The sequence below is a fragment of the Allobosea sp. genome, from assembly GCF_051860145.1.
Taxonomy (GTDB): Bacteria; Pseudomonadota; Alphaproteobacteria; order Rhizobiales; family Beijerinckiaceae; genus Allobosea.
Window position 1 is genome coordinate 18,673 of the sequence record NZ_JBHYEM010000021.1, and the last position, 23,811, is coordinate 42,483.

The window sequence follows — 23,811 nt, forward strand, 5'->3', positions numbered from 1 at the left end:
GCTAGGATGCCGGACGCAGGCGTTGACGTGTGATCGCGGCGTGGAAGCGCGCGCCGTGGATCAGCCCGGCATCATCGAAATCGTAGCAAGGATTGTGCAAGGGCGCCGAGTCGCCATTGCCGACGAAGGCGAAGCAGCCCGGCACATGCGCGAGGAACCGGGCGAAATCCTCGGAGCCCGTCGCGGGCTCGCGGGCGGTGGCCACGTTCTGCGCGCCGAACACGCCTTCGGCCGCCGCGAGCGCCTCCCGCGTCAGGGCCTCGTCATTCACCAGCGGCACGAATTCGCGCGTGTAGCTGACATCCGCTGCGACGTTGTAGGCGAGCGCGATCCCGTCCGTGATGATGCGCATCTGCTTCTCGATTTCGGTGCTCACCTCCGGCCGGAAGCTGCGCGCATCGCCGAGGATGCGGGCGAGGCCGGGCAAGGCGTTGCGCGTGCCGTCGGTGATCAGCTCGGTCACCGAGACGACGGCGATGTCGGCCGGTGAGAGGCGCCGCGAGACGATGGTCTGGAGATTCGTCACCAGCGCGCAGGCAGCGACCAGCACCTCGTTACCGGCCTGCGGCCGTGCGGCATGCCCGCCGACGCCCCTGAGCGCGATCTCGAAATTGTCCTCCGCCGACATGATCGGACCGGCGCGGGTCTCGAAATGGCCGATCGGCAGTCCCGGCGCATTGTGCAGCCCGTAGATCTCCTCGAACGGGAAGCGCTCCATCAGCCCGCCATCGAGCATGGCGAGCGCGCCCTTGCCCCATTCCTCGGCGGGCTGGAAGACGAAGCGCACGGTGCCGTCGAAGCCGCCTTCCGCCGCCAGCAGCTTCGCCGCGCCGAGCAGCATTGCGGTATGTCCGTCATGGCCGCAGGCATGCATGGTGCCGGGGGTCTGCGAGCGATAGGGCTGCTCGCTCTGCTCGGCGATGCGCAGCGCGTCCATGTCGGCCCTGAGCGCGATCGCCCGGTTGCCGCTGCCGCGCTTCAAGGTGCCGACGACGCCGGTGCCGCCGACGCCCTCGGTGACCTCGTCGAGGCCGAATTCCCGCAGCTTCGCCGCGACGAAGGCGGCGGTGCGCGTCTCCTCGAAGCCGAATTCTGGATGGGCGTGCAGGTCGTGCCGCCAGCCGCGCATCTCGGCAGCGAGCATGTCCGGATCGAGCTTCGTCACCGTTTCCTCCCTCGAAATCCCGCGTTCAGTCCTGCGTCTCGCCGCTATAGGCCGTGGCCCGCATGGAGGGGCGCTCCGCGAAGGCGCGATACCATCGGGCAAGGCGCGGCCGTCCGTCCTCGAAACCGGGCAGCCCACGGAACTCCAGCCAGGCGAGCGCGGTCGCGAGCGCGATATGGCCGATATGGAGCGGCGTCTCGAAATCGGCCTCGCGTTCGAGATGGTCGTAGGATTCGACGAGCTTCATCGTCAGCCCCTCGACCAGCGGAGAATAGCGCAGGGGCTCGGGCCGGCGCACGGTTTCCCAGCGCAGTGAGATCCCCGCGTCGCATAGGCCCTGGGCGAGCGCCTGCAGGCGCAGCGCCGCCCATCTCGCTTCGCCATCCTCCGGGACGAGCCGGATGCCGCCCATGCCGTCGAGATAATCGCAGATCACCGTCGAATCGAAGATCGCGCCGCCTTGCGACCGGATCAGGACCGGCACCTTGCCGAGCGGATTGACGGCGAAGACCGCCTCGTTCCGGTTGGTCGGACTCGTCTCCTGATGGATGACGCGCAGCCGTCCGGCCACCCCGGCCTCATGGGCAAAGACCAGGACCTTGCGCGCATAGGGCGAATGACTCTGATAGATCAGCTCCATGGTCGCACCCTGGGCGCCGCCGGTCACGCGCGCACCGGCTCGGCGCGGGAGACGACCTGCTGTGGCGTCATCCCGACAAGTTCGGCATAGCGCGCGGGGTCGGTGGCGCCTTCCGTATTGATGACGAGAATGCGCGAGGTCGCATCGAGGCCGAGCTGCTCGCGGATCGCGGGATCTCCCGCCGCCTGGATAACGCCCGCCAGTCCGACGCCGCCGCTTTCGCCCGAGACGATGGCGGGGTCTTCGCCGGCCGGCCGCGCCAGCCGGTTCATCACCGCGACGGCCTCCTCGTCCTCGACCGTCATGAAGCCGTCGGCGAGGCGCGCGAGCACCCGCCAGGCGACGGGCGAAGGCTCGTAGCATTCGAGCATCGCCATCACGGTCGGCTCGCCATGGGCGACCTTGACCGGATGGCCGGCCTTCGCCGTCTCGAAGATGCAGGCGGCGCGCGCAGGGTCGACCACGACGAAGCGCGGCCGTCTCTCGCCGAGCGCCAGGGCGAGGTGGCCCGCCGCCGCGGCCGCGATTCCGCCGACGCCGGCCTGGACGAAGACATGGCTCGGCGGTTCGCGAAGCGCCCGCAGCGCCTCGCGGATGATCACGGTATAGCCCTGCATCACCAGCCCGGGGATGCGCTCGTAGCCGGGCCAGGAGGTGTCGGAGACGACGGTCCAGCCTTCCGTCTCCGCGACCCTTGCCGCTTCCGCGACCGAATCGTCATAGGTGCCCTCGACCCGGATCATCCTGGCGCCGAAGCGGGCGATCGCGGCGACCCGTTCGTCGCTGACGCGGGCATGCACGAAGATCGCTGCCTTGGCCCCGGCAAGCTGCGCGCCCTGCGCCACCGAGCGCCCGTGATTGCCATCGGTGGCGCAGGCGACCGTCATCCCGGCCGCGACGGCCCGCACCTCCGGACTGTTGAGCTCGGCGATGTCGACCGGCCGGCCGAGCTGCCGGCCCGCCTCTTCCAGCACCAGCTGGAACACGGCATAGGCGCCGCCCAGCGCCTTGAAGCTGCCGAGCCCGAGCCGAAAGCCCTCGTCCTTGAGGTGGATCGCGCCGAGCCCGAGCGCGCCCGCCATGGCCGGCAATGCCCGCAGCGGCGTCTCGGCATGGTTGTCGCGATGGCTCAGATGGCGCTCGACCTCGGCGGCAGCGGCGACGCCGAGCGTCTGCGCATCGACGGGGTCCAGCGGCCTGCCATGGTCAGGATGTCGGTTGGGCAGGAACATCGCGGCGTCTCCATTTCGTGGCGACGAAAGGATATTGCGGTCCGCGCGAAAAAACCGCTGAGATTGGGAGCGCGCGATGCAAGTTTGTTTCGCCGTGCCGGGCATTCGGGAGCCTTATGTGAAGAAAGCCGCTTCGACCTCGTTCACGCTGGACGCTTTCGACCTCGCGATCCTGCGCATCCTGCAGCGTGACAACACGACGCCGCAGCGGGTGATCGGCGAGGCGGTCAATCTCTCCGCGCCGGCCGTCCAGCGCCGCATCAGGCGCATGGAGGAGGCCGGAATCATCCAGGCCAATGTCGCGCTGCTCGATCCGGCCCGGCTCGGCCAGCCGATCACCATCTTCGTCGAGGTCGAGCTGGAGAGCGAGCGCGCCGACCTGATCGATGCGGCCAAACGCGACTTCACCGCGGCTCCCGAAGTGCAGCAATGCTATTACGTCACCGGCGAGGCCGATTTCGTGCTGGTCATCCTCGTCTCCAGCATGGCCGCCTACGAGGCGCTGACGCGGCGGCTGTTCTTCGCCAACAACAATGTCCGCAAGTTCCGCACCTTCGTCGCGATGGACCGCGTCAAGGTCGGGCTCGGCGTTCCGCTCGACGCATCGTCGACCGGGACCTGAGAGGCCGCCGCGCCGCCCCCGGCTTGCCCTTGGCACCGGCGGCGTGGCAGATGAGCGGGGCTCGACGATGGATACGCCATGGCTTCGACCAAGCGCCGCAAGGCCAGGGGCGGCGACGGGGACCGGTCGGTGCTCGATCTCGCCCACTACGTTCCCTATTTCCTGACCGCGATCTCGAACACCTGGTCGCGCAGCTCGTCTCGCCTCTATCTCGACCTGTTCGGCGTCGGGGTCACCGAATGGCGTGTCATCTCGCAGCTGGCGATCGAGCCGCAGATCGCCGCGCAGCGCATTTGCGAGGTGATCGGCCTCGACAAGGGCGCGGTCAGCCGCAGCGTCGCCGCCCTCGTCGCGGCCGGCCATGTCGCCGAGAACGGGGATGCGCGCGACGCGCGCCGCCAGGTGCTCGAGCTGACCGCGAGCGGCTATGCGCTGCATGACCGGCTGATCGCCGTCGCCTTGCAGCGGGAACGCCTCATCCTCGCCGATTTTTCACCCGATGAGGTCGCGCAACTCACCGCCTTGCTCAGGCGCATCCACCGGCGACTGCCGGAATTGCGCGGATTCAGGCCCGATGACGAGGCTCCCGCACCGGGCGCGCGGCGTTGACAGGGCCGGGACGGCAGGGATACCTGCCGCTCCCGACGGGAATGCCGATGTCCAAATTCAGCTTCGAACCGCTCGCCGTTCCAGGGCCGGTGCTGGTCCGTCCACGCCGCTTCGGCGATGCGCGCGGCTATTTCATGGAAACCTATAGCCATGACGTCTTCGCCGCGGCAGGCATCGCGGCCGTCTTCGTGCAGGACAACCAGTCGCTTTCCGCCAGGCCAGGCACCGTGCGCGGCCTGCATTATCAGACGGCGCCGGCCGAGCAGGCCAAGCTGGTGCGCGTGCTGAAGGGGGCGGTCTTCGACGTCGCGGTCGATCTCCGGCGCGGCTCGCCGCATTACGGCCGCTGGTGCGCTGCGCGTCTCAGCGCCGAGGGCGCCGAGCAGCTCTTCGTGCCGCGCGGCTTCGCCCATGGCTTCTGCACGCTCGAGCCCGACACCGAGGTCGCCTACAAGGTCGACGGGCTCTATGCGCCTGAATGCGAAGGCGGCCTGTCCTGGGCCGATCCGGTTCTCGCCATCGACTGGCCTGTGACCAAGGACGAAGCGCAGCTCTCCGGCAAGGATGCCGAGCTGCCCGGCTTTACCGGCTTCGTCAGCCCCTTCGTCTACGAGGACAAGTGATGTCGCGTTTCCTGGTCACCGGCGGCGCCGGCTTCATCGGCTCGGCTGTGGTGCGCCATCTGATCGCCGGGACAGGGCATGAGGTGCTCGTCGTCGACAAGCTGACCTATGCCGGCAATCTCGACAATCTGAAGCCGGCCGAGACCGATCCGCGCTACGCCTTCCTCAAGGCCGATATCGGCGATCCCGTTGCAATGCGCGAGGCGCTCGCGAGCTTCCGGCCCGACGTGGTGATGCATCTCGCCGCCGAAAGCCATGTCGACCGCTCGATCGACGGGCCGGGCGCCTTCATCCAGACCAATGTCGTCGGAACCTATGTCTTGCTGCAGGCGGCGCTTGAATATTGGCGGTCACTGCCTCAGGCGGAGCAGGCCGGATTCCGCTTCCACCATGTCTCGACCGACGAGGTTTTTGGCTCGCTCGGCGCCGACGGCCTATTCAGCGAGACCACGCCCTATCAGCCGAACTCGCCCTATTCCGCCTCCAAGGCGGCCTCCGACCATCTCGTTCGCGCCTGGCACCATACCTACGGCCTGCCGGTCGTGCTCTCGAACTGCTCGAACAATTACGGGCCCTATCACTTCCCCGAGAAGCTGATCCCGCTCGTCATCCTCAACGCGCTCGAAGGCAAGGAGCTGCCGGTCTATGGCGATGGCGGCCAGGTCCGCGACTGGCTCCATGTCGAGGACCATGCGCGTGCCCTTTGCCTGATCGCCGAAACAGGGTTGCCGGGCGAGAGCTACAATGTCGGCGGCAATGCCGAACGCACCAATCTCGACGTCGTCCGCGCCATTTGCGGCCTCGTCGACCGCTTCGCTCCCGACACCGCGATCGGCCCGCGCGAAAAGCTCATCCGCTTCGTCGCCGACCGGCCGGGCCATGACCGGCGCTATGCCATCGACGCGGGCAAGATCGCGCGCGAGCTCGGCTGGCGGCCGCAGGAGAGTTTCGAGAGCGGGCTGGAGAAGACGGTGCGCTGGTATCTCGACAATCCGCACTGGTGGGGCCGCATCCGCAGCGGGCTCTATCGCGGCGAGCGGCTGGGGCTGTCGTGAGCGCCGCCCCGATCCTGCTCTTCGGCGCTGGCGGCCAGCTCGGCCGCGAGCTCTCGGCGCTGGCGGCGGAACGCGGCATCCCGCTCGTCGGCCTGACCCGCACTGAGGGCGACATCACCAATGCCGCGGCCGTCGCCGCCGCCTTGCAGGCGCATCGTCCCGCTCTCGTGGTCAACGCCGCCGCCTATACCGCCGTCGACCGGGCCGAGAGCGACACCCTGGCCGCCTACGCCGTCAATGCCGAAGGCCCTGCCATCCTCGCCGAGGCGACCGCCGCCGCCGGCGTTCCGCTGCTCCACATCTCGACCGACTATGTCTTCGACGGCAGCAAGCCCGGCCCCTATCTCGAGAGCGACGCCGTCACGCCGCTCGGCGTCTATGGTGCGAGCAAGGCGGAGGGCGAGGCCAGTCTGCGTGCGCTCCAGCCGCGCCACGTCATCCTGCGCACCGCCTGGGTCTACGGCATCCACGGTGCCAATTTCCTGAAGACGATGCTGCGCCTCGCCGGCGAGCGCGATGTGCTGCGCGTCGTCGCCGACCAGCGCGGCTGCCCGACCGCGACGCGCGATCTCGCCGAGGCGATCCTGGCCGTTCATGCGGCCCTGCTGGCCGGTGCCGAGCCCTGGGGCACCTACCACTTTGCCGGGCAGGGCGAGACGAGCTGGCACGGCTTCGCCGAGGCCATCGTCGAAGCGCAGGCCCGTTTCAGCGGCCGCCGGCCCGTCGTCGAGGCGATTACGACGGCCGACTACCCGCTGCCGGCGCGCCGCCCGGCCAATTCGGTGCTCGATTCATCACGTTTCGCTGCGACCTTCGGCTATCGTGCCCGGCCATGGCAGGAACGCGTGAACGAGGTCGTGGCTTCGCTGATGGCGCAGAGGGTTTCATGAAGGGCATCATTCTCGCCGGTGGCTCCGGCACGCGGCTGCACCCGGTGACCTCGGTGGTCTCGAAGCAGCTTCTGCCGGTCTACGACAAGCCGATGATCTATTACCCGCTCTCGACGCTGATGCTCGCCGGCATCCGCGAGATCCTGATCATCACCACCCCGCACGACCAGGCACTGTTCGTCCGCCTGCTGGGAGACGGCTCGCAATTCGGGCTGAGCCTGAGCTATGCCGTCCAGCCCGAGCCGCGCGGTCTCGCCGATGCCTTCATCGTCGGGCGCGATTTCGTCGGAACGGACCGTGTCGCGCTCGTGCTGGGCGACAACATCTTCTACGGGCACGGCCTGCCCGAGCTGATGGCGCAGGCCGTGGCGCGAGAGAGCGGCGCCACCGTCTTCGGCTATGTCGTCTCCGATCCGCAGCGCTACGGCGTGGTCGAACTCGACGGGCAGGGCAGGGGCGTCTCGATCGAGGAGAAGCCGGCGCAGCCCAAGTCCAACCTCGCGGTCACCGGCCTGTATTTCTACGACAACGAGGTGCTCGACATCGCGGCCGGCATCAAGCCGTCGGCGCGTGGCGAGATCGAGATCACCGACGTCAACCGCGCCTATATGGCGCGTGGCGCGCTGCATGTGCAGGTCATGGGCCGCGGCTTCGCCTGGCTCGACACCGGCACGCATGAAAGCCTGATGGAAGCTGGCCAGTTCATCGAGATTCTCGAACGGCGCCAGGGCATGAAGATCTCCTGCCCGGAGGAGATCGCCTTCCGCAAGGGCTTCATCACCCGTGAGCAACTGGCCGAGCTGGCGAAGCTGACGGCCAAGTCGAGCTATGGGCAATATCTGGCGCGTTTGCTGTGAGGGGATCGAAATGAGCTGGTCGGCACGGCAATACACCAAGTTCGAGGATGAGCGTAACCGCCCGATCCGGGATCTGCTCGCCCAGATCCGGACGGACAAGGTCGCGACGGCCGTCGATATCGGCTGCGGCCCGGGCAACTCGACGGAACTGCTTCAGGCCCGCTTTCCCGATGCGGCCGTCACCGGCATGGACTCCTCCGCCGACATGATCGAGGCGGCCCGCGCGCGAATGCCCGGCATCGCTTTCGAGGTCGCCGATATCGCCGCGTGGCGGGGGCCTGGTCCCTTCGACGTGATCCTGGCCAATGCCGTGCTGCAATGGCTGCCCGACCATGAGGTCCTGTTCCCGGGGCTCGTCGCGAAGCTGGCGCCTGGCGGCAGCCTCGCCGTGCAGATGCCCGACAATCTCGACGAGCCGGCTCATCGCCTGATGCGCGAGATCGCCGCCGACGGGCCATGGGCAGGCAAACTGGCTAAAGCGGCAAATGCCCGGGCGCCGCGGCATGAGGCCGACTGGTATTACCGGGTGCTGCGGGAGAGCGTCGGCGCGCTCGACATCTGGCGCACCACCTATCATCACCCGCTCGCCGGGGGCGCTGCCGCGGTCGTCGAATGGTTCAAGGGCAGCGGCCTGCGCCCGTTCATCGATCCGCTCGACGAGGCCGAACGCGCGGCGTTCCTCGCCCGCTACCAGGAGGCCGTCGCGCGCGCCTATCCGGCCCATCCCGACGGCACGGTCCTGCTGCCCTTCCCCCGGCTGTTCATCGTCGCGACACGCTGAACCCCAGACGCTGAACCGTGCGTCTCAGTCGAACCAGAGCGGCTCGTCGCTCTTGCAGCGGTAGCCGATGAAGCAGCTTGCCCGGTCGCGGCTCGGCACCCAGGCCGGCTCGGCCCGTTCGTCGAACTCGCAGAAGCTGCGATTGCGGACGAAGCGGTCATAGGTATGGCCGCCGGTGCCGAGCACGATCGCGCCGCTTGCCGCGACGCTTTGCCGGTTGGCGCTGCAGGAGCGGTTCGTGGTGGAGGGCCGCGCCTCGGCTGTTGCGATCCCCGCGGCCAGCAGGAGCAGCAGTGAAAGGACGATCCGGCTCATGTTCGCCTCCGATGCGGGAGAAGCTGTCGCCGGCAGGTATAACCCGGCGCGGACGCCATCGTTCCAGGTGGCGCCGGCCGCATCTTGACGCCGCCGCCGCCATCCGCCATCGCTCCGGCGCTGTCCGAACGCTGGAGTCCGACGATGAGCCTGACCGATCTTGCCGCCACCATCGACGCCGCCTGGGAGAACCGGGCCGAGATCGGCATCAATACGCAAGGCGCGGTGCGCGACGCGGTCGAGCAGGCGATCGAGCTGATCGATTCCGGCGAGGCGCGCGTCGCCGAGAAGATCGACGGCGAATGGGTCACGCATCAATGGCTGAAGAAGGCGGTGCTGCTCTCCTTCCGCCTCAACGACAACAAGGTCATTCCCGGCGGTCCGGGCGAGGGCGGCTTCTGGGACAAGGTTCCGTCGAAATTCGAAGGCTGGGGCGAGAACCGCTTCCGCGCCGCCGGCTTCCGCGTCGTGCCGCCGGCGACCGTGCGCCGCGGCGCCTATATCGCGCCGAACGTCGTGCTGATGCCGTCCTTCGTGAATATCGGCGCCTATGTCGATGCCAGCACGATGGTCGACACCTGGGCGACGGTCGGCTCCTGCGCCCAGATCGGCAAGAACGTGCATCTCTCGGGCGGCGTCGGCATCGGTGGCGTGCTCGAGCCGCTTCAGGCCAACCCGACCATCATCGAGGACAACTGCTTCATCGGCGCCCGCTCCGAGGTGGTCGAGGGCGTCGTCGTCGGCGAGGGCTCGGTGATCTCGATGGGCGTCTTCATCTCGGCCTCGACCAAGATCGTCGACCGCGCCACCGGCAAGGTCCATATCGGCAAGGTGCCGCCCTATTCGGTGGTGGTCTCCGGCTCGCTGCCCGGCAAGCCCCTCACCGACGGCACGCCCGGCCCCTCGCTCTATTGCGCCGTCATCGTCAAGACGGTCGACGCCCAGACCCGCGCCAAGACCGGCATCAACGAATTGCTGCGAGACTGAGCTGCGCATAGCAGATGCGCCTTGAATGAGGCCTGCCCGCCGCATTAGCCTCCAGGACGGAGCTGATGCGGTGCGCGTTCTCAAAATCTGCTTGATCGCTGCAGGAATCGTAGGCGGAGCGGACTGGAATGTCGCTCTCGCGCAGGATCAATCTGAGCCGGCGAATGGCAAGCCCGCAGAGCGATCGCGCCCGGACTACGATCAACGACTGATCTCCGAACCGGAGAATGATCGCTTCCGCGTGATGTGGAGGATCATGGCTGAAGACCAATGTGTCTTCGCAGACGACGGTTGTAACGTGGTGTCGCGTTTTAGGGATGGTCCAGTTCCCTATTTGAAGCGTGGTGTTCTTACTCAGGATCACGCAACCGCCAGCAGGACCTACCTGGTTCTCGAGGCGCGCCGTGAATTCTCAGGGTATGGCGGTTCGAGGAGTTTGGTAGCTTGCCCGAAGCCGCCGAAATACACCTGTATCCGCCATGCGGAGCCGGGGTACGATCTCAACGAGCTGGTGAAACAGCCCGTGATCGCTGATGCGGCAACGGATCGGCCGAATTGGATCGGACACACAGAGATACACGGCTCGTGGGTCGATCTTGCATCGCCCGAATACGCCATCGGATGCTTGTCGCTCGATCTCCAACTGCTCCGCACGCACCGGCTGGGAGATTTCCCGAGCCGAATAAGAAGCACGTCCCTCTATTCACTCTGCCGCTCTGCGCCCTGACCTTCGCTTGATTGGGCGACCGGCGTTACTTTCAAGCAGCGCCGGGCACGTTCGACGCGGCACGCACCGTCATTGCGAGGAGCGAAGCGACGAAGCAATCCAGGGCTAAAGCGCGAGCCCTCCTGGATTGCTTCGCTTACGCTCGCAATGACGGCCTGCGATGCGCCCGCTCAGCCGCAGCTCAGGCAGATATGCAGATGGCCGCGGCAGCAGGCGGGTTTGGCGCAGCCGCCGAGACCTGTCGAGAGCGTCGTCAGCGTCAAGGCGAGGGCGAGCGCCGCGCGCAGTTTCCGCCTCATGGCCGGCCCTCAGCCGACCGGCTTCGGCGCCTCGCCGCCCGTCGCGGCGATCGGGGCGGCCGGCGTCGAGGGATGTTCCACCGCGCCGGGCGAGGCGGAGATCGCGTCGCGCAGCGCCTGCTCGCGGCTATGGTCGAGCGAGGTCTTGAGCACCACGCCGCCCGAGCCCTTGATCGCCTCGAGCACCTTGTCGGCGGTCATCTTGCGGATCAGCAGGAAGAGCGCGGCATTGCCCGGCTGCAGGCTGGCCGAGAGCTCCTTCATGAAGCCGTCATTGACGCCGTAGTCGGTCAGAGCGCCGCCGAGCGCGCCGGACGCCGCGCCGAGCGCCGCGCCGAAGACCGGCATCAGGAAGATCGCGCCGATCAGCAGGCCCCAGAAGCTGCCGGAGACGGCGCCCAGCGCCGTGGTGTTGAGCAGCTGGTTCAGCTTGACCTTGCCACCCTCGTGCATGACGGCGATGGCGGCGTCGCCGATCTCGATCAGGTATTCCTTTTGCAGGCCGATGATCTTCTGGCGCATCTCCTCGGCCTTGGCCTCGGTCGGGTAGACGATGACGACGAGATCGGACATGGGAGTTTCTCCTGAGGCGGGAAAGCCAGCTTGACGCCGCCCTGTGACGGGTTTGCGGCAGGCCGCTGCGCTGAACGCTCACGCGTCGCGCTTGGTTCCCCGCGCCTCTTTCGGCGCTACTCCCCGGCGATCTCCTTTGCCGCCTCGATCGCGCGGCCGCGCAGCGGCATCTCCTTCATCTTGATCAGGAAGATCAGCGACAGCGCGAAGCCGGCGAAGGTCGCCGCGAAGACATATTGGAAGAGCTGCACCATGGTGGTGCGGTCCGTCGTGCCGGCCTGCAGGGTCTCGGCCGTGACGCCGGCGCCGGCCCCGACGCCGCCGAGCACGATCGCGCCGAAGACCGCGACGATCAGCGCCCCGCCGATCTGCCGGAAGAAATTGGCGGTCGCCGTCGTCGTCCCGAGCTGGTGCGGCTGCACGGCGTTCTGGATCGAGACAGTCGCGACCGGCAGCAGCGTGCCGAAACCGAGGCTGATCACGGCGAGGATCGCTCCGAAGGAGACGAGCGAGATCTTGCCCGCAAACAGCACGAGCATCGCCGTGCCGACGAGCGCGATGCAGAGCCCGGCCAGAGGCACGCGCTTATAGTGCTTGAGCCGCGTCATCGCCCGGCCCGACGCCGTGGCGCCCAGCACCGTGCCGCAGGTCAGCGGGATCAGCCCCATGCCGGAGTTGGCGGCCGAGAGCCCGGCGACCGTCTCGAAATAGAGCGGCAGGTAGATGGTCAGGCCAATGAAGGTGCCCATGCCGAACCCGGCCGCGATCGTGCCGGCGCGCACGACCGGGTTGGCCAGGATCGCGAGCGGGATCAGCGGCTCGTCGGCCGTCTTGAGCCGCCAGGCGAAGACGATCCAGAGCAGGAGCGAGACGCCGACCAGGCCGAGGATCGGAGCCGAGGTCCAGGGATGGCGCACCCCGCCCCAGGACAAGGCGAGCAACAGCGTCACCGTCGCGCTGGTCATCAGGAAGGCGCCGAGCCAGTCGAGCTTGTGCGGCCGCTCATGGCGCGGCAGCCGCTTCAGGGCGCTGCTGGTCATGAGATAGGCCACGAGCCCGAGCGGCAGGTTGATCCAGAAGATCACCGACCAGTGCAGCGCCTCGGAGATCACGCCGCCCAGCACCGGCCCGAGCAGCGACGAAGCGAAGAACACGCTGGCGATGTAGACTTGGTATTTGCCGCGCTCCTTCGGCGGCACCATGTCGCCGATGATGGTCTGCGCCATGGCGATCAGTCCGCCGCCACCGAGCCCCTGGACGAAGCGCGCCACCACCAGCAGCCAGAGCGAGGGCGCCATCGCGCAGGCGGCCGAGCCGACGATGAAGATCACGATGCCGGCGAGCAATGTGATGCGGCGGCCATGGATGTCGGCGACCTTGCCGTAGAGCGGGGTCACCGCGGTCGAGGCCAGCAGATAGGAGGTCACGACCCAGGGCAGATGCGTGACGTCGCCGAGCTCGCGGCCGATCGTCGGCATCGCGGTGGCGACGATGGTCTGGTCGAGCGCCGCCAGGAACATGGCGAGCATGATGCCGATGATGATCGCGCGGATATCCGCCTCGGTCAGGGACGGCTTCGGCCCATCCGTGTCGACCCGCTTGTCCATCGGTATTCGTGCTCGCCCGTGCGTTTGGGGAATAGCACTCTGTAGAACCGGGCTGAGCCATGCACTAGGGGCGGGCGCGCAGGGCAGGGCTGTGAAGGGCGGCGATCACGGACTTGTGTCGCTCGCGGGGGATAGGCTCCTTGCGCGACGCCAACCGTAAACGCCGCGGGGAACCCTCTCCTTCCGGGAGAGGGTTCCCCGCGCCGTGCTCCCACTGACGGTGATAACGCCGCCCGTTTATCCCCGGCGCCTGAAACACCCCTATCCTGCGCTCGCTCCGCCCGACCAAGGGGGCTGTCGCGAGGCATCGTGCGGCCGGGCGGAGTGGCGGTGTCCGTCAGCCACGACCGTCGCGGGTCGTGGCGGCGGAGGCCCGTCCGTCGCCGGGCTTGCGCCCGGGAGGCCTGCCAGGCCGCCGGACGGACGGGTCATAGAGAACCGCGCGCGGGACGAGGTGGCGGCCCAGCGGCGCTGCCTCGACATCTCGACATCGACATCGACATCGACACGCGGCGCCAGGCTGCGGCGCCATCTCGTCCCGCGCATCCCTCGGGATCGCAGAGCGACCAGCGAGAGCCTCGCGGCACCAGCCGGCGGGGATTTTGGCGCGGGCGGCGCGACAGGCCCCCTCTCCCCCTGCGGGAGAGGGCTGGGGTGAGGGGTCGCGCAGGGCTTTCCGAATGCGGAGCTCGTCGGACGCGAGGATTCAAAAGCGGTGCGCGACCCCTCATCCGTCTCCGCTTCGCGGAGCCACCTTCTCCCGCAGGGGGAGAAGGGAAGTGCTGAAAAGAAAAAGGGCCGCGCTTGCGCGCAGCCCGAAGTCTAGGGAGGAAACGCCCAAGGAGGGCGACGCAGCATCGCTGCTGCGGTGCACTCGAAATAGGGGGTGGCGTTCGCTATCGCAAGAGGAAAAGGGCAGCAGCGCTGCCCTTTTTGGAGGCGGCGTGTTGTCGCGCCCGGTTCAACTTTGAACCGCCGCTGGATCCATCCACATCAGTTCCCAGACATGACCGTCGAGATCCTGGAAGCCGTGGCCATACATGAAGCCGTGGTCCTGCGGCTCGGCATAGGTCCTGCCGCCGGCGGCCACTGCCGCCTTGACCATCGAATCGACGTCGGCGCGGCTTTCGCGCGACAGGCAGGTCAGCACTTCGGTCACTTTGCTGCTGTCGGCGATCGGCTGGGGCGCGAAGCCCGCGAATTTCTCATGGGTCAGCAGCATCGCGTAGATCGTGTCGCTGATCACCATGCAGGCGGCGGTGTCGTCGGAGAATTGCGGATTGAAGCTGAAGCCGAGCGCCTCGAAGAACGCCTTAGATTTGGGCAGGTCCTTCACCGGCAGGTTGACGAAAATCATCTGGGGCATGGTTGCTCCTTGCATTTGGGTGGGTTGGCGGTTGGTGGTTTGGTTGAGGAAGCGGACCGCCGGCCCGGCGGCTGCGTGCTGGGCTAGGACAATGCCCGCAGGTCCTGCCTGAACCGGGCAGGATCGGTGTCGGGCAGCAGCGCGTCGATGGCCTCATGCGTGCGCTGCCAGATCGGCATGGCGCTGGCGAGCAGGGCCCTGCCGTCCTGGGTCAGGATCAGGAGCCGGCTGCGCCGGTCCTTCGGATCGACCGTCACCGCCAGCAGGCCGCGGCGCTGCAGCGGCTTCAACGCGGCCGTCAAGGTCGTGCGGTCCATCGCCAGGAGTTCCGCGACCGGTCCCAGGCTCGGCGGCCGCGGCCGGTTCAGCGACATCAGCAGCGAGAACTGGCCATTGGTCAGATCCAAGGGCCGCAGGGCCTCGTCGAAGCGCCGCGCCAGGGCCCGCGCCGCCCGCTGGACATGCAGGCACAGGCAATGATCGCGCACGAGCAGCGTCGTCTCGAAGGGCAGCTGCATCTCGCCGAGGCCGGGAATGGGTTTTGACATGGGGTTTTTATGTTGATATCAACCTATCATGTCAAGGGGGCCTGGAGCCGGATCCGATCAGATCGAACCGACCTGATCGGTGAATCCGCCTCTGAACTTTGGATGGAGAACGCGTGCTCGAACGGATTGCTGCGCAATCTGATTGGCGCGTGCTCTAGCAGGAGGAAGATCATGCAGCATCATCCGGTCGTCTCGCGGGAGGAATGGCTCACGGCGCGCAAGGCGCTGCTGGCGCGCGAGAAGGAGGAGACCCGCCTGCGCGACAAGGTCAATGCCGAGCGCCAGGCGCTGCCCTGGGTCAAGGTCGACAAGGACTATGTCTTCGACACCCCGACGGGGCAGCGCAGCCTCGCCGACCTGTTCGACGGTCGCAGCCAGCTCATCATCTATCATTTCATGCTTGGGCCGGACTGGGAGGAGGGCTGCACCGGCTGCTCCTTCATGGCCGATCATTTCGACGGCACCCTGCCGCATCTGAACAACCATGACGTCACGCTGGTCGTGGTCTCGCGCGCGCCGCTCGACAAGATCGAGGCCTACAGGAAGCGGATGGGCTGGAACTTCCCCTGGGTCTCGTCCTTCGGCAGCGATTTCAATTTCGACTATCACGTCTCCTTCACGCCGGAGGAATTGAAGGGCGAGGCCGTGCTCTACAATTTCACCCGCACGCCGGTGGGGGACGCCCATGACGAGCTGCCGGGCACCAGCGCCTTCATCCGCAACGAGCAGGGCGAGGTGTTCCACACCTATTCGTCCTATGCGCGCGGCGGCGAGGAGATGATCGGCACCTTGATGATCCTCGACCGCGCGCCCAAGGGCCGCAACGAGGACACGACCATGAACTTCGTCAAGCGGCACGACGAATACGAGCAGAAGCCGAAGGCGCATGGCTGCTGCGCCGCCTGAGGCGGCGAAGGGCGACACGCGCATAGGGATGGTAGGGTTGCCCGCTCCTCGCCGGGAAGCGGGCTTGGGACGCGCGTTCTCACCGCGACGAAACTCGTCATTCCGGACAAGTCGCGAAGCGGCGCAGCTCCAGAATCCATCGTAAGGCACCTGAGCTCTACGATGGATTCCGGCGCTCCGCTTCGCTGCGGCCGGAATGACGGCTGTGGGATGGCGAGAGCCCTATCCCCGTGCCACGCTGGCGCGCCTGACGATTCCCGCCAGCTCCGGCGAGGGCTCGAGCGTGCCGAAGACATAGCCCCAGTCGGCGTCGAGCCGCGAGCGGCAGAAGTTTTCGAACACCGCCTCATCGGCATGCTTCCTCAGCTCGGAGGCCTGCAGCGCATAGGCCATCAGATTGGCGAGCCGCCGGCCATGGCCATCGTCGTTGCGCGGCTTTGCGGCCTCATTGCCAAGCCTGTCGAGCCAGCGGTCGAGGGCCCGGTTGGCGCCGCGCGCCGTGCCGATCTCGGCCATGAAGGCGTCCTTGGTGCGTGGGTCGCGGTTGAAGGCGCGCAGCACGTCCATGCACATCATGTTCGACGTGCCCTCCCAGATCGCGTTGAGGGGCGCCTCGCGATAGAGCCGGGCCATCGGGTTTTCCTCGATGAAGCCGTTGCCGCCATGGCATTCCAGCGCCTCGACCACGAAGGCTGCGGCCCGTTTGCAGTTCCAGAATTTTGCCAGCGGCGTCGCGACCCGGGCGACATGGCGTTCCTGTTCGCTGGTCTCCATCGCGTCGGTCGCCGCTGCGACGCGAAAGGCCATCAGCGTCGCGGCTTCCGAGTCGATCGCAAGATCGGCGAGGATGTTGGTCATCATCGGCTGCTCGGCCAGCGATGAGCCGAAACCCTGGCGCGACTGGGTGTGGTTCAGCGCCAGCGTCAGCGCCTGCCGCATCAGCCCGGCCGAGCCGATGGCGAAGTCGAGCCGGGTCAGGTGGGCGTGGGAGAGGATCTCGCGGATACCATGGCCCTCCTCGCCGACGAGCCAGCCCAGGCACTCGCGGAACTCGACCTCGGAGGAGGCGTTCGAGCGGTTGCCGGCCTTGTCCTTGAGGCGCTGGATCTGCAGGCGGTTGCGGCTGCCATCCGGCAGGAAACCGGGGCAGAACAGGCAGGAGACGCCGCTTTCGGTCCGCGCCAGCGTGAAGAACCCGTCCGATTGCGGCACCGAGAAGAACCATTTGTGCCCGGTGATCAGGTAGACCCGGCCCTCCGGCGTATCCTCCAGGAAACGCGCCGTCGTCTGGGTCTGGCGCAGGTCCGAGCCGCCCTGCTTCTCGGTCATCGCATAGCCGATCGTCGCCCCGCTCTTCTGTGTGACGGGCAGCGGGCGCCGGTCATACTGGCCGCTCGTGATCTTTTCACGCCAGAGCGCGAATTCCGGCTGGGCGAGCCCGGGCCAGGCGGCATAGGTCATGCCGGTCGGGCATCCCGTTCCATGCTCGATCTGGTTCCAGACATAGGAGAGCACGCCGCGCGCGACATGGCCGTTGCGCTCCGATGTCGTCCAGGCGAGCGAGGGCACCTCGTGCCTGAAGGCGAGCGTCATCAGCTCGTGCCAGGCCGGATGGAGCTCGACCCAGTCGGTGCGGCTGCCGAAGCGGTCATGCGTGCGCAATTCGGGCGTGAACTTGTTGGCGAGCCGGGCGAGTTCCTGCACAGCCTCGTCGCCCGCATGCGCGCCGAGTGCCTGTGCTTTCTCGGCGACCCAGGGAGCATGGCGGCCGGCGATGCCCTGCAGCACGGCATCGTCGGAAAAGGCGTTCCAGCCCGTGGCCGGGCGGGCCTGGTTGAGGACCTGGTGGGTCGCGGTGGCGTGCATGGTCATGGAAGGCCCTTTCGTCATGGCCGGCCTTGTGCCGACCATCCACGTCTTTGACGTGGGCAAGCGAAGACGTGGATGCCCGGGACAAGCTCGGGTATGACGGCGTGGTCTATTCGGCCGCCTCGCGCGGCTCGCCGCCGATCCGCTCCGGCACCTCGCAGCCCGTCACGCAACAGCGGCCGGGCTGTTTCGAGACCCGCGAACCATCCGCCAGCACGCCGCGATCGAGCAGGCTCTCGACCAGCGCGACCTTCTCCATCACCGGATAGTTGCGCCAGATCTCGCGCTTCATCGCCTCGGGCGAGCCGCCGCCATGCAGCGAGATCACCGAATACCAGCCGGCCTCCTTCGACACCGTCAGGTCCTCGATGAAGCGAGCGACCTCGGCCCGCTGCGCGTGGGGAATGTCCGGCCGCCCGGTGAGAACCGCCGAAAGCGAGGCGGCCGTCTCGGGATTGTGGTCCTCGTCGGGTCCCGGCAGCGCGACGACGAGGCCGCCGGAGACGTAATGGGCGATGCGGTGCATGTCATAGATCTTGGTAGCGAGCAGCAGCTTGCCGATATTGGCGAAAACTGTGTCCGGCATCACGTTTCCGGCCGGGTCTTTCTGGCAGTAGACGGAAGCCGCGACGCCGCAGGCGAAGAAGCTTTCCGTGATGGTGATCAGCTCGACCATCTGCTCGCGGACATGGCCGTGGCGCTCAATGTCGAGTCCGTTCGCCTCGATCATCAGCGCGCCGGCGCCGATCAGCAGGTCGCCGAAGCCGGCGCGCGCGCCGATGCAGCTATGGCGGTGATGCGTGGCGTAGCTGGTGGTCAGGAAGCCGGCCTCCTCGGTCTCGCCGGCCATGAAGACCCGCTCCCATGGCACGAAGACGTCGTCGAACATCACGACGCCGGTCGACTGGCCGTATTTCGCAGAGAATTTCGCCGCCGGGTCGCCCGGCCGCCCCGCAGGTCGCGCCACGATCGTCACGCCCTGCGCATCGCAGGGCACGGCGCAGCAGACCGCGAAATCCTCGTCGCCGGGCGCATGCGTCCGGCACGGCATCACCAGGAACTCGTGGACGTAAGGAGCACCGGTGACGATCGCCTTGGTGCCGCGAATGACGATGCCGTTCTTGCGCCGTTCCTTGATGTGGACATAGGCGTCGCGGTTCGGCTGCGCGCCCGGCCGCTTCGAGCGGTCGCCCTTGGCGTCGGTCATGGCGATGCCGAGCGTCAGGTCCCTGTCCTGGACCTCGTGCATGAAGGCGCGGAAGCGCTGCCCGTAATCGGTGCCGTGCTGAGCGTCGGCCCGTGCCGTCGCCTGATGGAGCCCGTTGAAGGCGTCATGGGTCAGGTAGCGCACGGCGCAGCCCGAGATCTTGCACATCAGCCTGACCGCCTCGAGCTTGGCGAGCAGGTCGCTCGCGCTCTCGTCGATATGGGTCATGCGGTTGACGGTCTTGCCCGAGCTCGCCTGCACCGCCGTCATGATCGGCCGATGCGTCTCGTCATGGGCGAGGTCATAGGCCACGCCGATGCCGGCTATGCCCGGCGCCAGCATCGGCTCGTCGGCCACGCTCTCGACGCGCTGGCCGTTGACGAAGACGCGGGGGTGATAGCTGCGAAGCGACTCGCGATAGCCGGCGGCATCCATCAGCATGGCGTATCCCTCACGATTTTGCGTCTTGCCCGTAAAATTGAACGCCGTTAGATTTTGCGTCAATCGGAAATTTGAAAGGATCCAGGATGGTGCTGGCGGAGAGCACGACGGGGCGGCGCAAGCGCGCGGTCACTGAGCTGAAGCGCGGCCTCATCCTCGATGCGGCACGGACGGTCTTCGAGCGCGACGGACTCGACGGCGCCTCGCTGCGCGGCATCGCCGCCGAGGCCGGCTACACGCCGGCGGCGCTCTATTTCCATTTCGATTCCAAGGAAGCGCTCTATGCCGAGGTGCTCGGCCAGTCGATCGCGGTCCTGCAGGCGCGTGTCGACGAAGCGGTGGCGAAGGCCACGACGCCGCAGGAGCGGCTGCACGCCGCTGCGCTGGCCTTCTTCGATTTCTACGCCGCCAATCCGCGCGATCTCGATCTCGGCTTCTACCTGTTCCGCGGCGGCATGCGCCCGCACGGCCTGGGGCGCGAGCGCGACAGGGCGCTGAACGAGGCGCTCGAGGCGGCGCTCGCGCCGATCCGCGACGCCGCGATGCAGCTCGGCGCGTCGCCCGAGGCTGCCCGGCTGGTCATGGCCGATGCCTTCGCCCATGCTTCGGGCGTCTTGCTGCTGGCCCATACCCAGCGCATCCGCATGTTCGGAACCGATGCGCGCCTGCTGATGGAGCGCTATGTCGATGCTGCGTTAGCAGGGCTGGCATCGAAGGAGGGACGCTGATGCCGCTGCTGAAGGCCGACCGCGCCCGGCTGGTGATCATCGACTTTCAGGCGCGTCTGATGCCGGCCATCGATGACGGGCCGCGGATCGTCGCCAATGCGCGCCGGCTGGTCGAGGCCGCGACTGCGCTCGCCGTGCCGATCGTGATGACCGAGCAGAATCCGGCCGGCCTCGGCGGCACCGTGCCGGAGCTTTCCGGTGCCGGGCCGGTCATCGCCAAGATGAGCTTCGATTCCTGCGCCGAGCCGGCTTTTCTTGATGCGCTTCCGGCGAATGACGAGCTCGTCATCTGCGGTTGCGAGGCGCATGTCTGCGTCGGCCAGACCGTGCTCAGCCTGCTGGCGGACGGGCGCCGCGTCGTCGTGGTGGAGGATGCGGTCGGCTCGCGCGCCCCAGACAGCAAGGCGGCGGCGCTCCGGCGGATGGAGCGTCACGGCGCCGAGATCGTCACCACCGAGATGGTGGTGTTCGAATGGCTCAGGACGGCGGCGCATCCGCAGTTCCGGGTCTTGTCCAAGCTGATCAAGTGAGTGCCGGGGAACCATGCGCCATGAGTGAACCCGCGATCTGGTATTTCGACATCATCTCGCCCTTCGCCCATCTCGCCCTGACCCGGCTCGACGCGGTCGCCGCGCAGCGCGAGGTGATCATGAGGCCGATCGTCTTCGGCGCCGTGCTCAAGCATTGGGGCCAGCTCGGCCCGGCCGAGATCGTCCCCAAGCGCGTCCACACCTATCGCCTGGTGACGCATATGGCTGCTACGATGGGCGTGCCTTTCCGCTTTCCGCCGGCGCATCCCTTCAACCCGCTCGCGATGCTGCGGCTGCTGACCGCGCTGGACGGTCGCGAGGCCGCCGTGCGCGAGGCCTTCCGCCTGGTCTGGGGCGAGGGGCGCGACGCCAGCGACCCCGCTGTGCTGGCGCAGGTTGCGGCCGCCGCCGGCGCGCCCGAAGCCGTCGCCGGCATCAGTGACCAGACGGTCAAGGACGCGCTGCGGCAGGCCACCGAGGAAGCGGTCGCTGCCGGCATCTTCGGCGTGCCGAGCCTGCTGATCGACGGCGAGATCTTCTGGGGTCTCGATGCCATGGCGATGGCGCAGGACTATCTGACGGAGCCGGAACGCTTTCTCGGCGGCGAGATCGCGCGAGTGTCGCGTCTGCCGGTCGGCCTGCAGCGGCAGGCCTGAGGGAACTGGAGGGCGGCCGGCCCAGTTTCACCATCTTGTCGGACTAGCCTTCCCTCCTCGGCGCAGCTCTTGCGCCGGCCCGACAAGAAGGAGACGCTCCATGTTGCGCCGGTCCTTTCTGAAGCTCGGCCTTGCCGGGTTGAGCGCTCCGGTCGTGCTCGGGCGGGCTGTCGCGACCGAAGCGGCGCCTCCCGGCATCAAGTTCAACGTCACCTATTTCGACGTGCCCCAGATCAAGGGCTCGCGCGATGTCACCGACGCGGGTGACGGCACGATCTGGGTCTGCGGCCAGCGCAACGGTACGCTCGGCCGCTTCGATCCGCGCTCGGGCGAGCTCAAGGTCGTCGCGCTCGGCGAGGGCGCGGCGCCCCATGGCGTGATTCGCGGGCCAGACGGCGCCGCTTGGGTCACGGAGGGCGGCCAGAACGCGATCGCACGCGTCGATGACAAGACCCACAAGGTCGACCTGTTCAAGCTGCCCGAGGGCCGCGACAAGGCCAATCTCAACACCGGCGTCTTCGACAAGGACGGCATCCTCTGGTTCACCGGCCAGAACGGCATCGTCGGCCGCTTCGACCCGAAGGACGCCAAGATGGAGATCAAGGACGCGCCGCGTGGGCGCGGCGCCTATGGCATCACGCTGACCCCCTCCGGCGAGGTCTGGTACGCCTCGCTCGCCGGCAACCATATCGCGCAGGTCAATCCCGGCACCTTCGAGATCACCGTGGTCGAGCCGCCGACGCCGGGTCAGGGCGCGCGGCGGGTCTGGTCGGATTCGAAGGACCGCGTCTGGGTCAGCGAGTGGAACTCCGGCAATGTCTCGGCCTATGACACGCTGAGCAAGAGCTGGAAGACCTGGAAGCTGCCGGGCGACAAGCCGCGCGCCTATTCGGTCTATGTCGACGATGCCGACAAGGTCTGGGTCACGGATTTCTCCACCAATGCCATCGTGCATTTCGACCCGGTCACCGAGGCCTTCACCAGCTTCCCGAGCAGCAAGCCGGGCGCCAATGTCCGGCAGATGGACGGGCGCTCCGGCGAGGCCTGGGGCGGCGAAAGCGGCCATGACCGGCTCGTGCGCATCCAGACGGTGCGGCAGGCGTGAGGCAGGCGCCCGGCGCGCTCGTCGTCGCGGCGCTCTTGCTCGGCGGGCAACCCGCCTTGGCCCAGGACAGCGCAGCCGGCGCCCGCCTGTTCGCGAGCTGCACCGCCTGCCACAGCCTTGATGCCGCCGCTCCCGGGATGGCCGGCCCGCATCTGGCGGAGCTGAAGGGGCGGGTTCTCGGCTCGGCGGCAGGGTTCGACTATTCCCCGGCCTTCAAGGCTGCCCGGGCGGCGGGCCTCGCCTGGGACGCGGAGCGCCTGAAAGCCTATCTCGCTGACCCTGACGCCGTCGTCCCCGGCGGCTGGATGAGCCCGCCGGCAGGCCTCAGCGAAACCGACCGCGCCGCGATCGCGACTTTTCTGCTGGGCGGTTAAACGTCATTGCGAGCGCAGCGAAGCAATCCAGGGGCCGCACCAGCCCTCCTGGATTGCTTCGTCGGCTGCGCCTCCTCGCAATGACGGGAGGCTCAGAGCGGTTTTTTGATCCATTTCGCGATCACGCCGACGATGCCTTCGCGGAAGAGCAGGACGCAGATCACGAAGATGACGCCCTGGACGACGGTGACCCAGGCGCCGAGGCTGGCGAGGTAGTTCTGCATCGCGACGATGACCAGCGCGCCGACGATCGGGCCGAACACGGTGCCGAGGCCGCCGACGAGGGTCATGAGCACGACCTCGCCCGACATCGACCAGTAGACGTCGGTGAGCGAGGCGAGCTGGAAGACGATCGCCTTGGTCGCGCCGGCAAGCCCGGCCAGCGTCGCCGACAGCACGAACACCATCAGCTTGTAGCGGTTGGCGCGATAGCCGAGCGAGATCGCGCGCGGCTCGTTGTCCCGGATCGCCTTGCAGACCTGGCCGAAGGGCGAATGGATGATGCGGTAGATCAGCAGCAGCCCGGCCATGAAGATCGCCGCGACGAGCCAGTAGAGGGTGCGGTCGTCGGCGAGGTCGATCAGGCCGAAGAGCCGGCCGCGCGGCACCGCCTGGATGCCGTCCTCGCCGCCGGTGAAGCCCGGCGTCTGCAACGAGAAGAAGAACACCATCTGGGCCAGCGCCAGCGTGATCATCGCGAAATAGATGCCTTGCCGGCGGATCGCGAGGGCGCCGAAGACGAAGCCGAGTGCCGCGGCGACGGCGGCGCCGAGCAGGATGGCGAGCTCCGGCGTCAGGCCCCAGTTCTTGGCGGTATAGGCGCAGACATAGCTCGCCATGCCGAAATAGGCGGCATGGCCGAAGGAGAGCAGGCCGCCATAGCCGAGCAGCAGATTGAAGGCGAGCGCGAACAGCGCGAAGCACAGCACCTTCATCACGAAGACCGGATAGGCGACGAAGGGCGCGATCACGAGCAGCACGGCGAGCCCGATGAAGATCGCCCGGTGCAGCCGCGCCGTGCCTTGCGTGGTCTCGGGAACGGCGATGCCGGCGGCCGGAGCCTCGGCGGAGAGCGCGTCAGCCATGATCGGCTCCTTTC

At 67.6% G+C, this 23,811-nt stretch carries 27 protein-coding genes; 15 read left to right on the forward strand and 12 right to left on the reverse strand.

Annotation, left to right across the window (positions count from 1 at the left end):
* Position 1 precedes the first annotated feature (1 nt).
* Genes ACTIF2_RS23365 through ACTIF2_RS23375 form a run of 3 tightly spaced genes read right to left on the reverse strand, consistent with a single transcriptional unit; the run spans position 2 to position 3,037 of the window.
* Positions 2–1,144, reverse strand: coding sequence for an amidohydrolase (locus ACTIF2_RS23365; protein WP_439499583.1), 1,143 nt, complete (start codon positions 1,142–1,144; stop codon positions 2–4).
* Between the two features lie 46 nt (positions 1,145–1,190).
* Positions 1,191–1,805 (reverse strand): glutathione S-transferase family protein, encoded by a 615-nt coding sequence (locus ACTIF2_RS23370; protein WP_439499584.1) that lies wholly within the window; start codon positions 1,803–1,805, stop codon positions 1,191–1,193.
* Positions 1,806–1,828: 23 nt separating this feature from the next.
* Positions 1,829–3,037 (reverse strand): diaminopropionate ammonia-lyase, encoded by a 1,209-nt coding sequence (locus ACTIF2_RS23375; RefSeq protein WP_439499529.1) that lies wholly within the window; start codon positions 3,035–3,037, stop codon positions 1,829–1,831.
* A gap of 118 nt (positions 3,038–3,155) precedes the next feature.
* Between ACTIF2_RS23375 and ACTIF2_RS23380 the strand changes: the two genes are divergently transcribed.
* From ACTIF2_RS23380 to tam, 7 genes are all read left to right on the forward strand, one after another.
* Positions 3,156–3,659, forward strand: coding sequence for an Lrp/AsnC family transcriptional regulator (locus tag ACTIF2_RS23380; RefSeq protein WP_439499530.1), 504 nt, complete (start codon positions 3,156–3,158; stop codon positions 3,657–3,659).
* A 78-nt stretch (positions 3,660–3,737) separates the two neighbouring features.
* Positions 3,738–4,268, forward strand: a complete 531-nt coding sequence (locus ACTIF2_RS23385; RefSeq protein ID WP_439499531.1) for a MarR family winged helix-turn-helix transcriptional regulator — start codon at positions 3,738–3,740, stop codon at positions 4,266–4,268.
* Between the two features lie 47 nt (positions 4,269–4,315).
* On the forward strand, positions 4,316–4,891 hold the full coding sequence (rfbC, locus tag ACTIF2_RS23390) for a dTDP-4-dehydrorhamnose 3,5-epimerase (RefSeq protein ID WP_439499532.1): 576 nt from the start codon (positions 4,316–4,318) through the stop codon (positions 4,889–4,891).
* Positions 4,891–5,946, forward strand: a complete 1,056-nt coding sequence (gene rfbB / locus ACTIF2_RS23395) for a dTDP-glucose 4,6-dehydratase (protein WP_439499533.1) — start codon at positions 4,891–4,893, stop codon at positions 5,944–5,946. Before rfbC ends, rfbB begins: the two co-directional genes overlap by 1 nt.
* On the forward strand, positions 5,943–6,836 hold the full coding sequence (gene rfbD / locus ACTIF2_RS23400) for a dTDP-4-dehydrorhamnose reductase (RefSeq protein WP_439499534.1): 894 nt from the start codon (positions 5,943–5,945) through the stop codon (positions 6,834–6,836). Before rfbB ends, rfbD begins: the two co-directional genes overlap by 4 nt.
* On the forward strand, positions 6,833–7,693 hold the full coding sequence (gene rfbA, locus ACTIF2_RS23405) for a glucose-1-phosphate thymidylyltransferase RfbA (protein WP_439499535.1): 861 nt from the start codon (positions 6,833–6,835) through the stop codon (positions 7,691–7,693). Before rfbD ends, rfbA begins: the two co-directional genes overlap by 4 nt.
* A gap of 10 nt (positions 7,694–7,703) precedes the next feature.
* Positions 7,704–8,474, forward strand: a complete 771-nt coding sequence (gene tam, locus ACTIF2_RS23410) for a trans-aconitate 2-methyltransferase (RefSeq protein WP_439499536.1) — start codon at positions 7,704–7,706, stop codon at positions 8,472–8,474.
* Positions 8,475–8,498: 24 nt separating this feature from the next.
* On the opposite strand, the gene ACTIF2_RS23415 is transcribed toward tam, so the two are convergent.
* Complete coding sequence (locus ACTIF2_RS23415) at positions 8,499–8,789, reverse strand: hypothetical protein (protein WP_439499537.1); 291 nt, start codon at positions 8,787–8,789, stop codon at positions 8,499–8,501.
* Positions 8,790–8,933: 144 nt separating this feature from the next.
* Between ACTIF2_RS23415 and dapD the strand changes: the two genes are divergently transcribed.
* Complete coding sequence (gene dapD, locus ACTIF2_RS23420; protein ID WP_439499538.1) at positions 8,934–9,776, forward strand: 2,3,4,5-tetrahydropyridine-2,6-dicarboxylate N-succinyltransferase; 843 nt, start codon at positions 8,934–8,936, stop codon at positions 9,774–9,776.
* 70 nt (positions 9,777–9,846) lie between these two features.
* On the forward strand, positions 9,847–10,503 hold the full coding sequence (locus ACTIF2_RS23425) for a hypothetical protein (RefSeq protein WP_439499539.1): 657 nt from the start codon (positions 9,847–9,849) through the stop codon (positions 10,501–10,503).
* Between the two features lie 170 nt (positions 10,504–10,673).
* Here ACTIF2_RS23425 and ACTIF2_RS23430 read toward each other — a convergent pair whose 3' ends face one another.
* From ACTIF2_RS23430 to ACTIF2_RS23450, 5 genes are all read right to left on the reverse strand, one after another.
* Positions 10,674–10,802, reverse strand: a complete 129-nt coding sequence (locus ACTIF2_RS23430; protein WP_439499540.1) for a hypothetical protein — start codon at positions 10,800–10,802, stop codon at positions 10,674–10,676.
* Between the two features lie 9 nt (positions 10,803–10,811).
* The gene (locus tag ACTIF2_RS23435) at positions 10,812–11,375 is read right to left on the reverse strand and encodes a DUF1269 domain-containing protein (protein WP_439499541.1); all 564 of its coding nucleotides are present in this window, start codon (positions 11,373–11,375) and stop codon (positions 10,812–10,814) included.
* A 116-nt stretch (positions 11,376–11,491) separates the two neighbouring features.
* Positions 11,492–12,982, reverse strand: a complete 1,491-nt coding sequence (locus tag ACTIF2_RS23440; RefSeq protein WP_439499542.1) for an MDR family MFS transporter — start codon at positions 12,980–12,982, stop codon at positions 11,492–11,494.
* 961 nt (positions 12,983–13,943) lie between these two features.
* On the reverse strand, positions 13,944–14,348 hold the full coding sequence (locus tag ACTIF2_RS23445) for a VOC family protein (RefSeq protein ID WP_439499543.1): 405 nt from the start codon (positions 14,346–14,348) through the stop codon (positions 13,944–13,946).
* A gap of 83 nt (positions 14,349–14,431) precedes the next feature.
* Positions 14,432–14,896: a MarR family winged helix-turn-helix transcriptional regulator gene (locus tag ACTIF2_RS23450; protein ID WP_439499544.1), complete on the reverse strand. Its 465-nt coding sequence runs from the start codon at positions 14,894–14,896 to the stop codon at positions 14,432–14,434.
* 171 nt (positions 14,897–15,067) lie between these two features.
* Here ACTIF2_RS23450 and ACTIF2_RS23455 point away from each other — a divergent pair, with 171 nt between their 5' ends.
* Complete coding sequence (locus ACTIF2_RS23455; protein WP_439499545.1) at positions 15,068–15,802, forward strand: DUF899 domain-containing protein; 735 nt, start codon at positions 15,068–15,070, stop codon at positions 15,800–15,802.
* 222 nt (positions 15,803–16,024) lie between these two features.
* Here ACTIF2_RS23455 and ACTIF2_RS23460 read toward each other — a convergent pair whose 3' ends face one another.
* Both ACTIF2_RS23460 and ACTIF2_RS23465 read right to left on the reverse strand, forming a co-directional pair.
* Positions 16,025–17,674 carry an acyl-CoA dehydrogenase family protein gene (locus tag ACTIF2_RS23460; RefSeq protein ID WP_439499546.1) on the reverse strand — a complete coding sequence of 550 codons (1,650 nt, stop codon included), beginning with the start codon at positions 17,672–17,674 and terminating at the stop codon, positions 16,025–16,027.
* A gap of 106 nt (positions 17,675–17,780) precedes the next feature.
* Positions 17,781–19,319, reverse strand: coding sequence for a 4-hydroxyphenylacetate 3-hydroxylase family protein (locus ACTIF2_RS23465; RefSeq protein WP_439499547.1), 1,539 nt, complete (start codon positions 19,317–19,319; stop codon positions 17,781–17,783).
* Positions 19,320–19,405: 86 nt separating this feature from the next.
* Between ACTIF2_RS23465 and ACTIF2_RS23470 the strand changes: the two genes are divergently transcribed.
* The 5 genes from ACTIF2_RS23470 to ACTIF2_RS23490 all read left to right on the forward strand — a co-directional run bounded on the left by ACTIF2_RS23470 (position 19,406) and on the right by ACTIF2_RS23490 (position 22,712).
* On the forward strand, positions 19,406–20,047 hold the full coding sequence (locus tag ACTIF2_RS23470) for a TetR/AcrR family transcriptional regulator (protein ID WP_439499548.1): 642 nt from the start codon (positions 19,406–19,408) through the stop codon (positions 20,045–20,047).
* Positions 20,047–20,577 (forward strand): hydrolase, encoded by a 531-nt coding sequence (locus ACTIF2_RS23475; protein WP_439499549.1) that lies wholly within the window; start codon positions 20,047–20,049, stop codon positions 20,575–20,577. The genes ACTIF2_RS23470 and ACTIF2_RS23475 overlap by 1 nt, the downstream gene beginning before the upstream one ends.
* Before the next feature lie 20 nt (positions 20,578–20,597).
* Entirely contained in the window at positions 20,598–21,233 is a 636-nt protein-coding gene (locus tag ACTIF2_RS23480; protein WP_439499550.1) for a 2-hydroxychromene-2-carboxylate isomerase, read from the forward strand.
* A gap of 100 nt (positions 21,234–21,333) precedes the next feature.
* On the forward strand, positions 21,334–22,338 hold the full coding sequence (locus ACTIF2_RS23485; RefSeq protein WP_439499551.1) for a Vgb family protein: 1,005 nt from the start codon (positions 21,334–21,336) through the stop codon (positions 22,336–22,338).
* Entirely contained in the window at positions 22,335–22,712 is a 378-nt protein-coding gene (locus ACTIF2_RS23490) for a c-type cytochrome (RefSeq protein ID WP_439499552.1), read from the forward strand. The genes ACTIF2_RS23485 and ACTIF2_RS23490 overlap by 4 nt, the downstream gene beginning before the upstream one ends.
* Before the next feature lie 92 nt (positions 22,713–22,804).
* Here the strand turns inward: ACTIF2_RS23490 and ACTIF2_RS23495 are convergent, their stop codons facing one another.
* Entirely contained in the window at positions 22,805–23,797 is a 993-nt protein-coding gene (locus tag ACTIF2_RS23495) for a branched-chain amino acid ABC transporter permease (protein WP_439499553.1), read from the reverse strand.
* Between the last annotated feature and the right edge of the window lie 14 nt (positions 23,798–23,811).

Coding starts and splice junctions, on each gene's coding strand:
- ACTIF2_RS23365 (WP_439499583.1), bottom strand. CDS start 1,144: ATGCTCGCTGCCGAGATGCGCGGCTGGCGGCACGACCTGCACGCCCAT.
- ACTIF2_RS23370 (WP_439499584.1), bottom strand. CDS start 1,805: ATGGAGCTGATCTATCAGAGTCATTCGCCCTATGCGCGCAAGGTCCTG.
- ACTIF2_RS23375 (WP_439499529.1), bottom strand. CDS start 3,037: ATGTTCCTGCCCAACCGACATCCTGACCATGGCAGGCCGCTGGACCCC.
- ACTIF2_RS23385 (WP_439499531.1), top strand. CDS start 3,738: ATGGCTTCGACCAAGCGCCGCAAGGCCAGGGGCGGCGACGGGGACCGG.
- rfbC (WP_439499532.1), top strand. CDS start 4,316: ATGTCCAAATTCAGCTTCGAACCGCTCGCCGTTCCAGGGCCGGTGCTG.
- rfbB (WP_439499533.1), top strand. CDS start 4,891: ATGTCGCGTTTCCTGGTCACCGGCGGCGCCGGCTTCATCGGCTCGGCT.
- rfbA (WP_439499535.1), top strand. CDS start 6,833: ATGAAGGGCATCATTCTCGCCGGTGGCTCCGGCACGCGGCTGCACCCG.
- tam (WP_439499536.1), top strand. CDS start 7,704: ATGAGCTGGTCGGCACGGCAATACACCAAGTTCGAGGATGAGCGTAAC.
- ACTIF2_RS23415 (WP_439499537.1), bottom strand. CDS start 8,789: ATGAGCCGGATCGTCCTTTCACTGCTGCTCCTGCTGGCCGCGGGGATC.
- dapD (WP_439499538.1), top strand. CDS start 8,934: ATGAGCCTGACCGATCTTGCCGCCACCATCGACGCCGCCTGGGAGAAC.
- ACTIF2_RS23430 (WP_439499540.1), bottom strand. CDS start 10,802: ATGAGGCGGAAACTGCGCGCGGCGCTCGCCCTCGCCTTGACGCTGACG.
- ACTIF2_RS23435 (WP_439499541.1), bottom strand. CDS start 11,375: ATGTCCGATCTCGTCGTCATCGTCTACCCGACCGAGGCCAAGGCCGAG.
- ACTIF2_RS23440 (WP_439499542.1), bottom strand. CDS start 12,982: ATGGACAAGCGGGTCGACACGGATGGGCCGAAGCCGTCCCTGACCGAG.
- ACTIF2_RS23445 (WP_439499543.1), bottom strand. CDS start 14,348: ATGCCCCAGATGATTTTCGTCAACCTGCCGGTGAAGGACCTGCCCAAA.
- ACTIF2_RS23450 (WP_439499544.1), bottom strand. CDS start 14,896: ATGTCAAAACCCATTCCCGGCCTCGGCGAGATGCAGCTGCCCTTCGAG.
- ACTIF2_RS23455 (WP_439499545.1), top strand. CDS start 15,068: ATGCAGCATCATCCGGTCGTCTCGCGGGAGGAATGGCTCACGGCGCGC.
- ACTIF2_RS23460 (WP_439499546.1), bottom strand. CDS start 17,674: ATGACCATGCACGCCACCGCGACCCACCAGGTCCTCAACCAGGCCCGC.
- ACTIF2_RS23465 (WP_439499547.1), bottom strand. CDS start 19,319: ATGCTGATGGATGCCGCCGGCTATCGCGAGTCGCTTCGCAGCTATCAC.
- ACTIF2_RS23470 (WP_439499548.1), top strand. CDS start 19,406: ATGGTGCTGGCGGAGAGCACGACGGGGCGGCGCAAGCGCGCGGTCACT.
- ACTIF2_RS23475 (WP_439499549.1), top strand. CDS start 20,047: ATGCCGCTGCTGAAGGCCGACCGCGCCCGGCTGGTGATCATCGACTTT.
- ACTIF2_RS23480 (WP_439499550.1), top strand. CDS start 20,598: ATGAGTGAACCCGCGATCTGGTATTTCGACATCATCTCGCCCTTCGCC.
- ACTIF2_RS23485 (WP_439499551.1), top strand. CDS start 21,334: ATGTTGCGCCGGTCCTTTCTGAAGCTCGGCCTTGCCGGGTTGAGCGCT.
- ACTIF2_RS23495 (WP_439499553.1), bottom strand. CDS start 23,797: ATGGCTGACGCGCTCTCCGCCGAGGCTCCGGCCGCCGGCATCGCCGTT.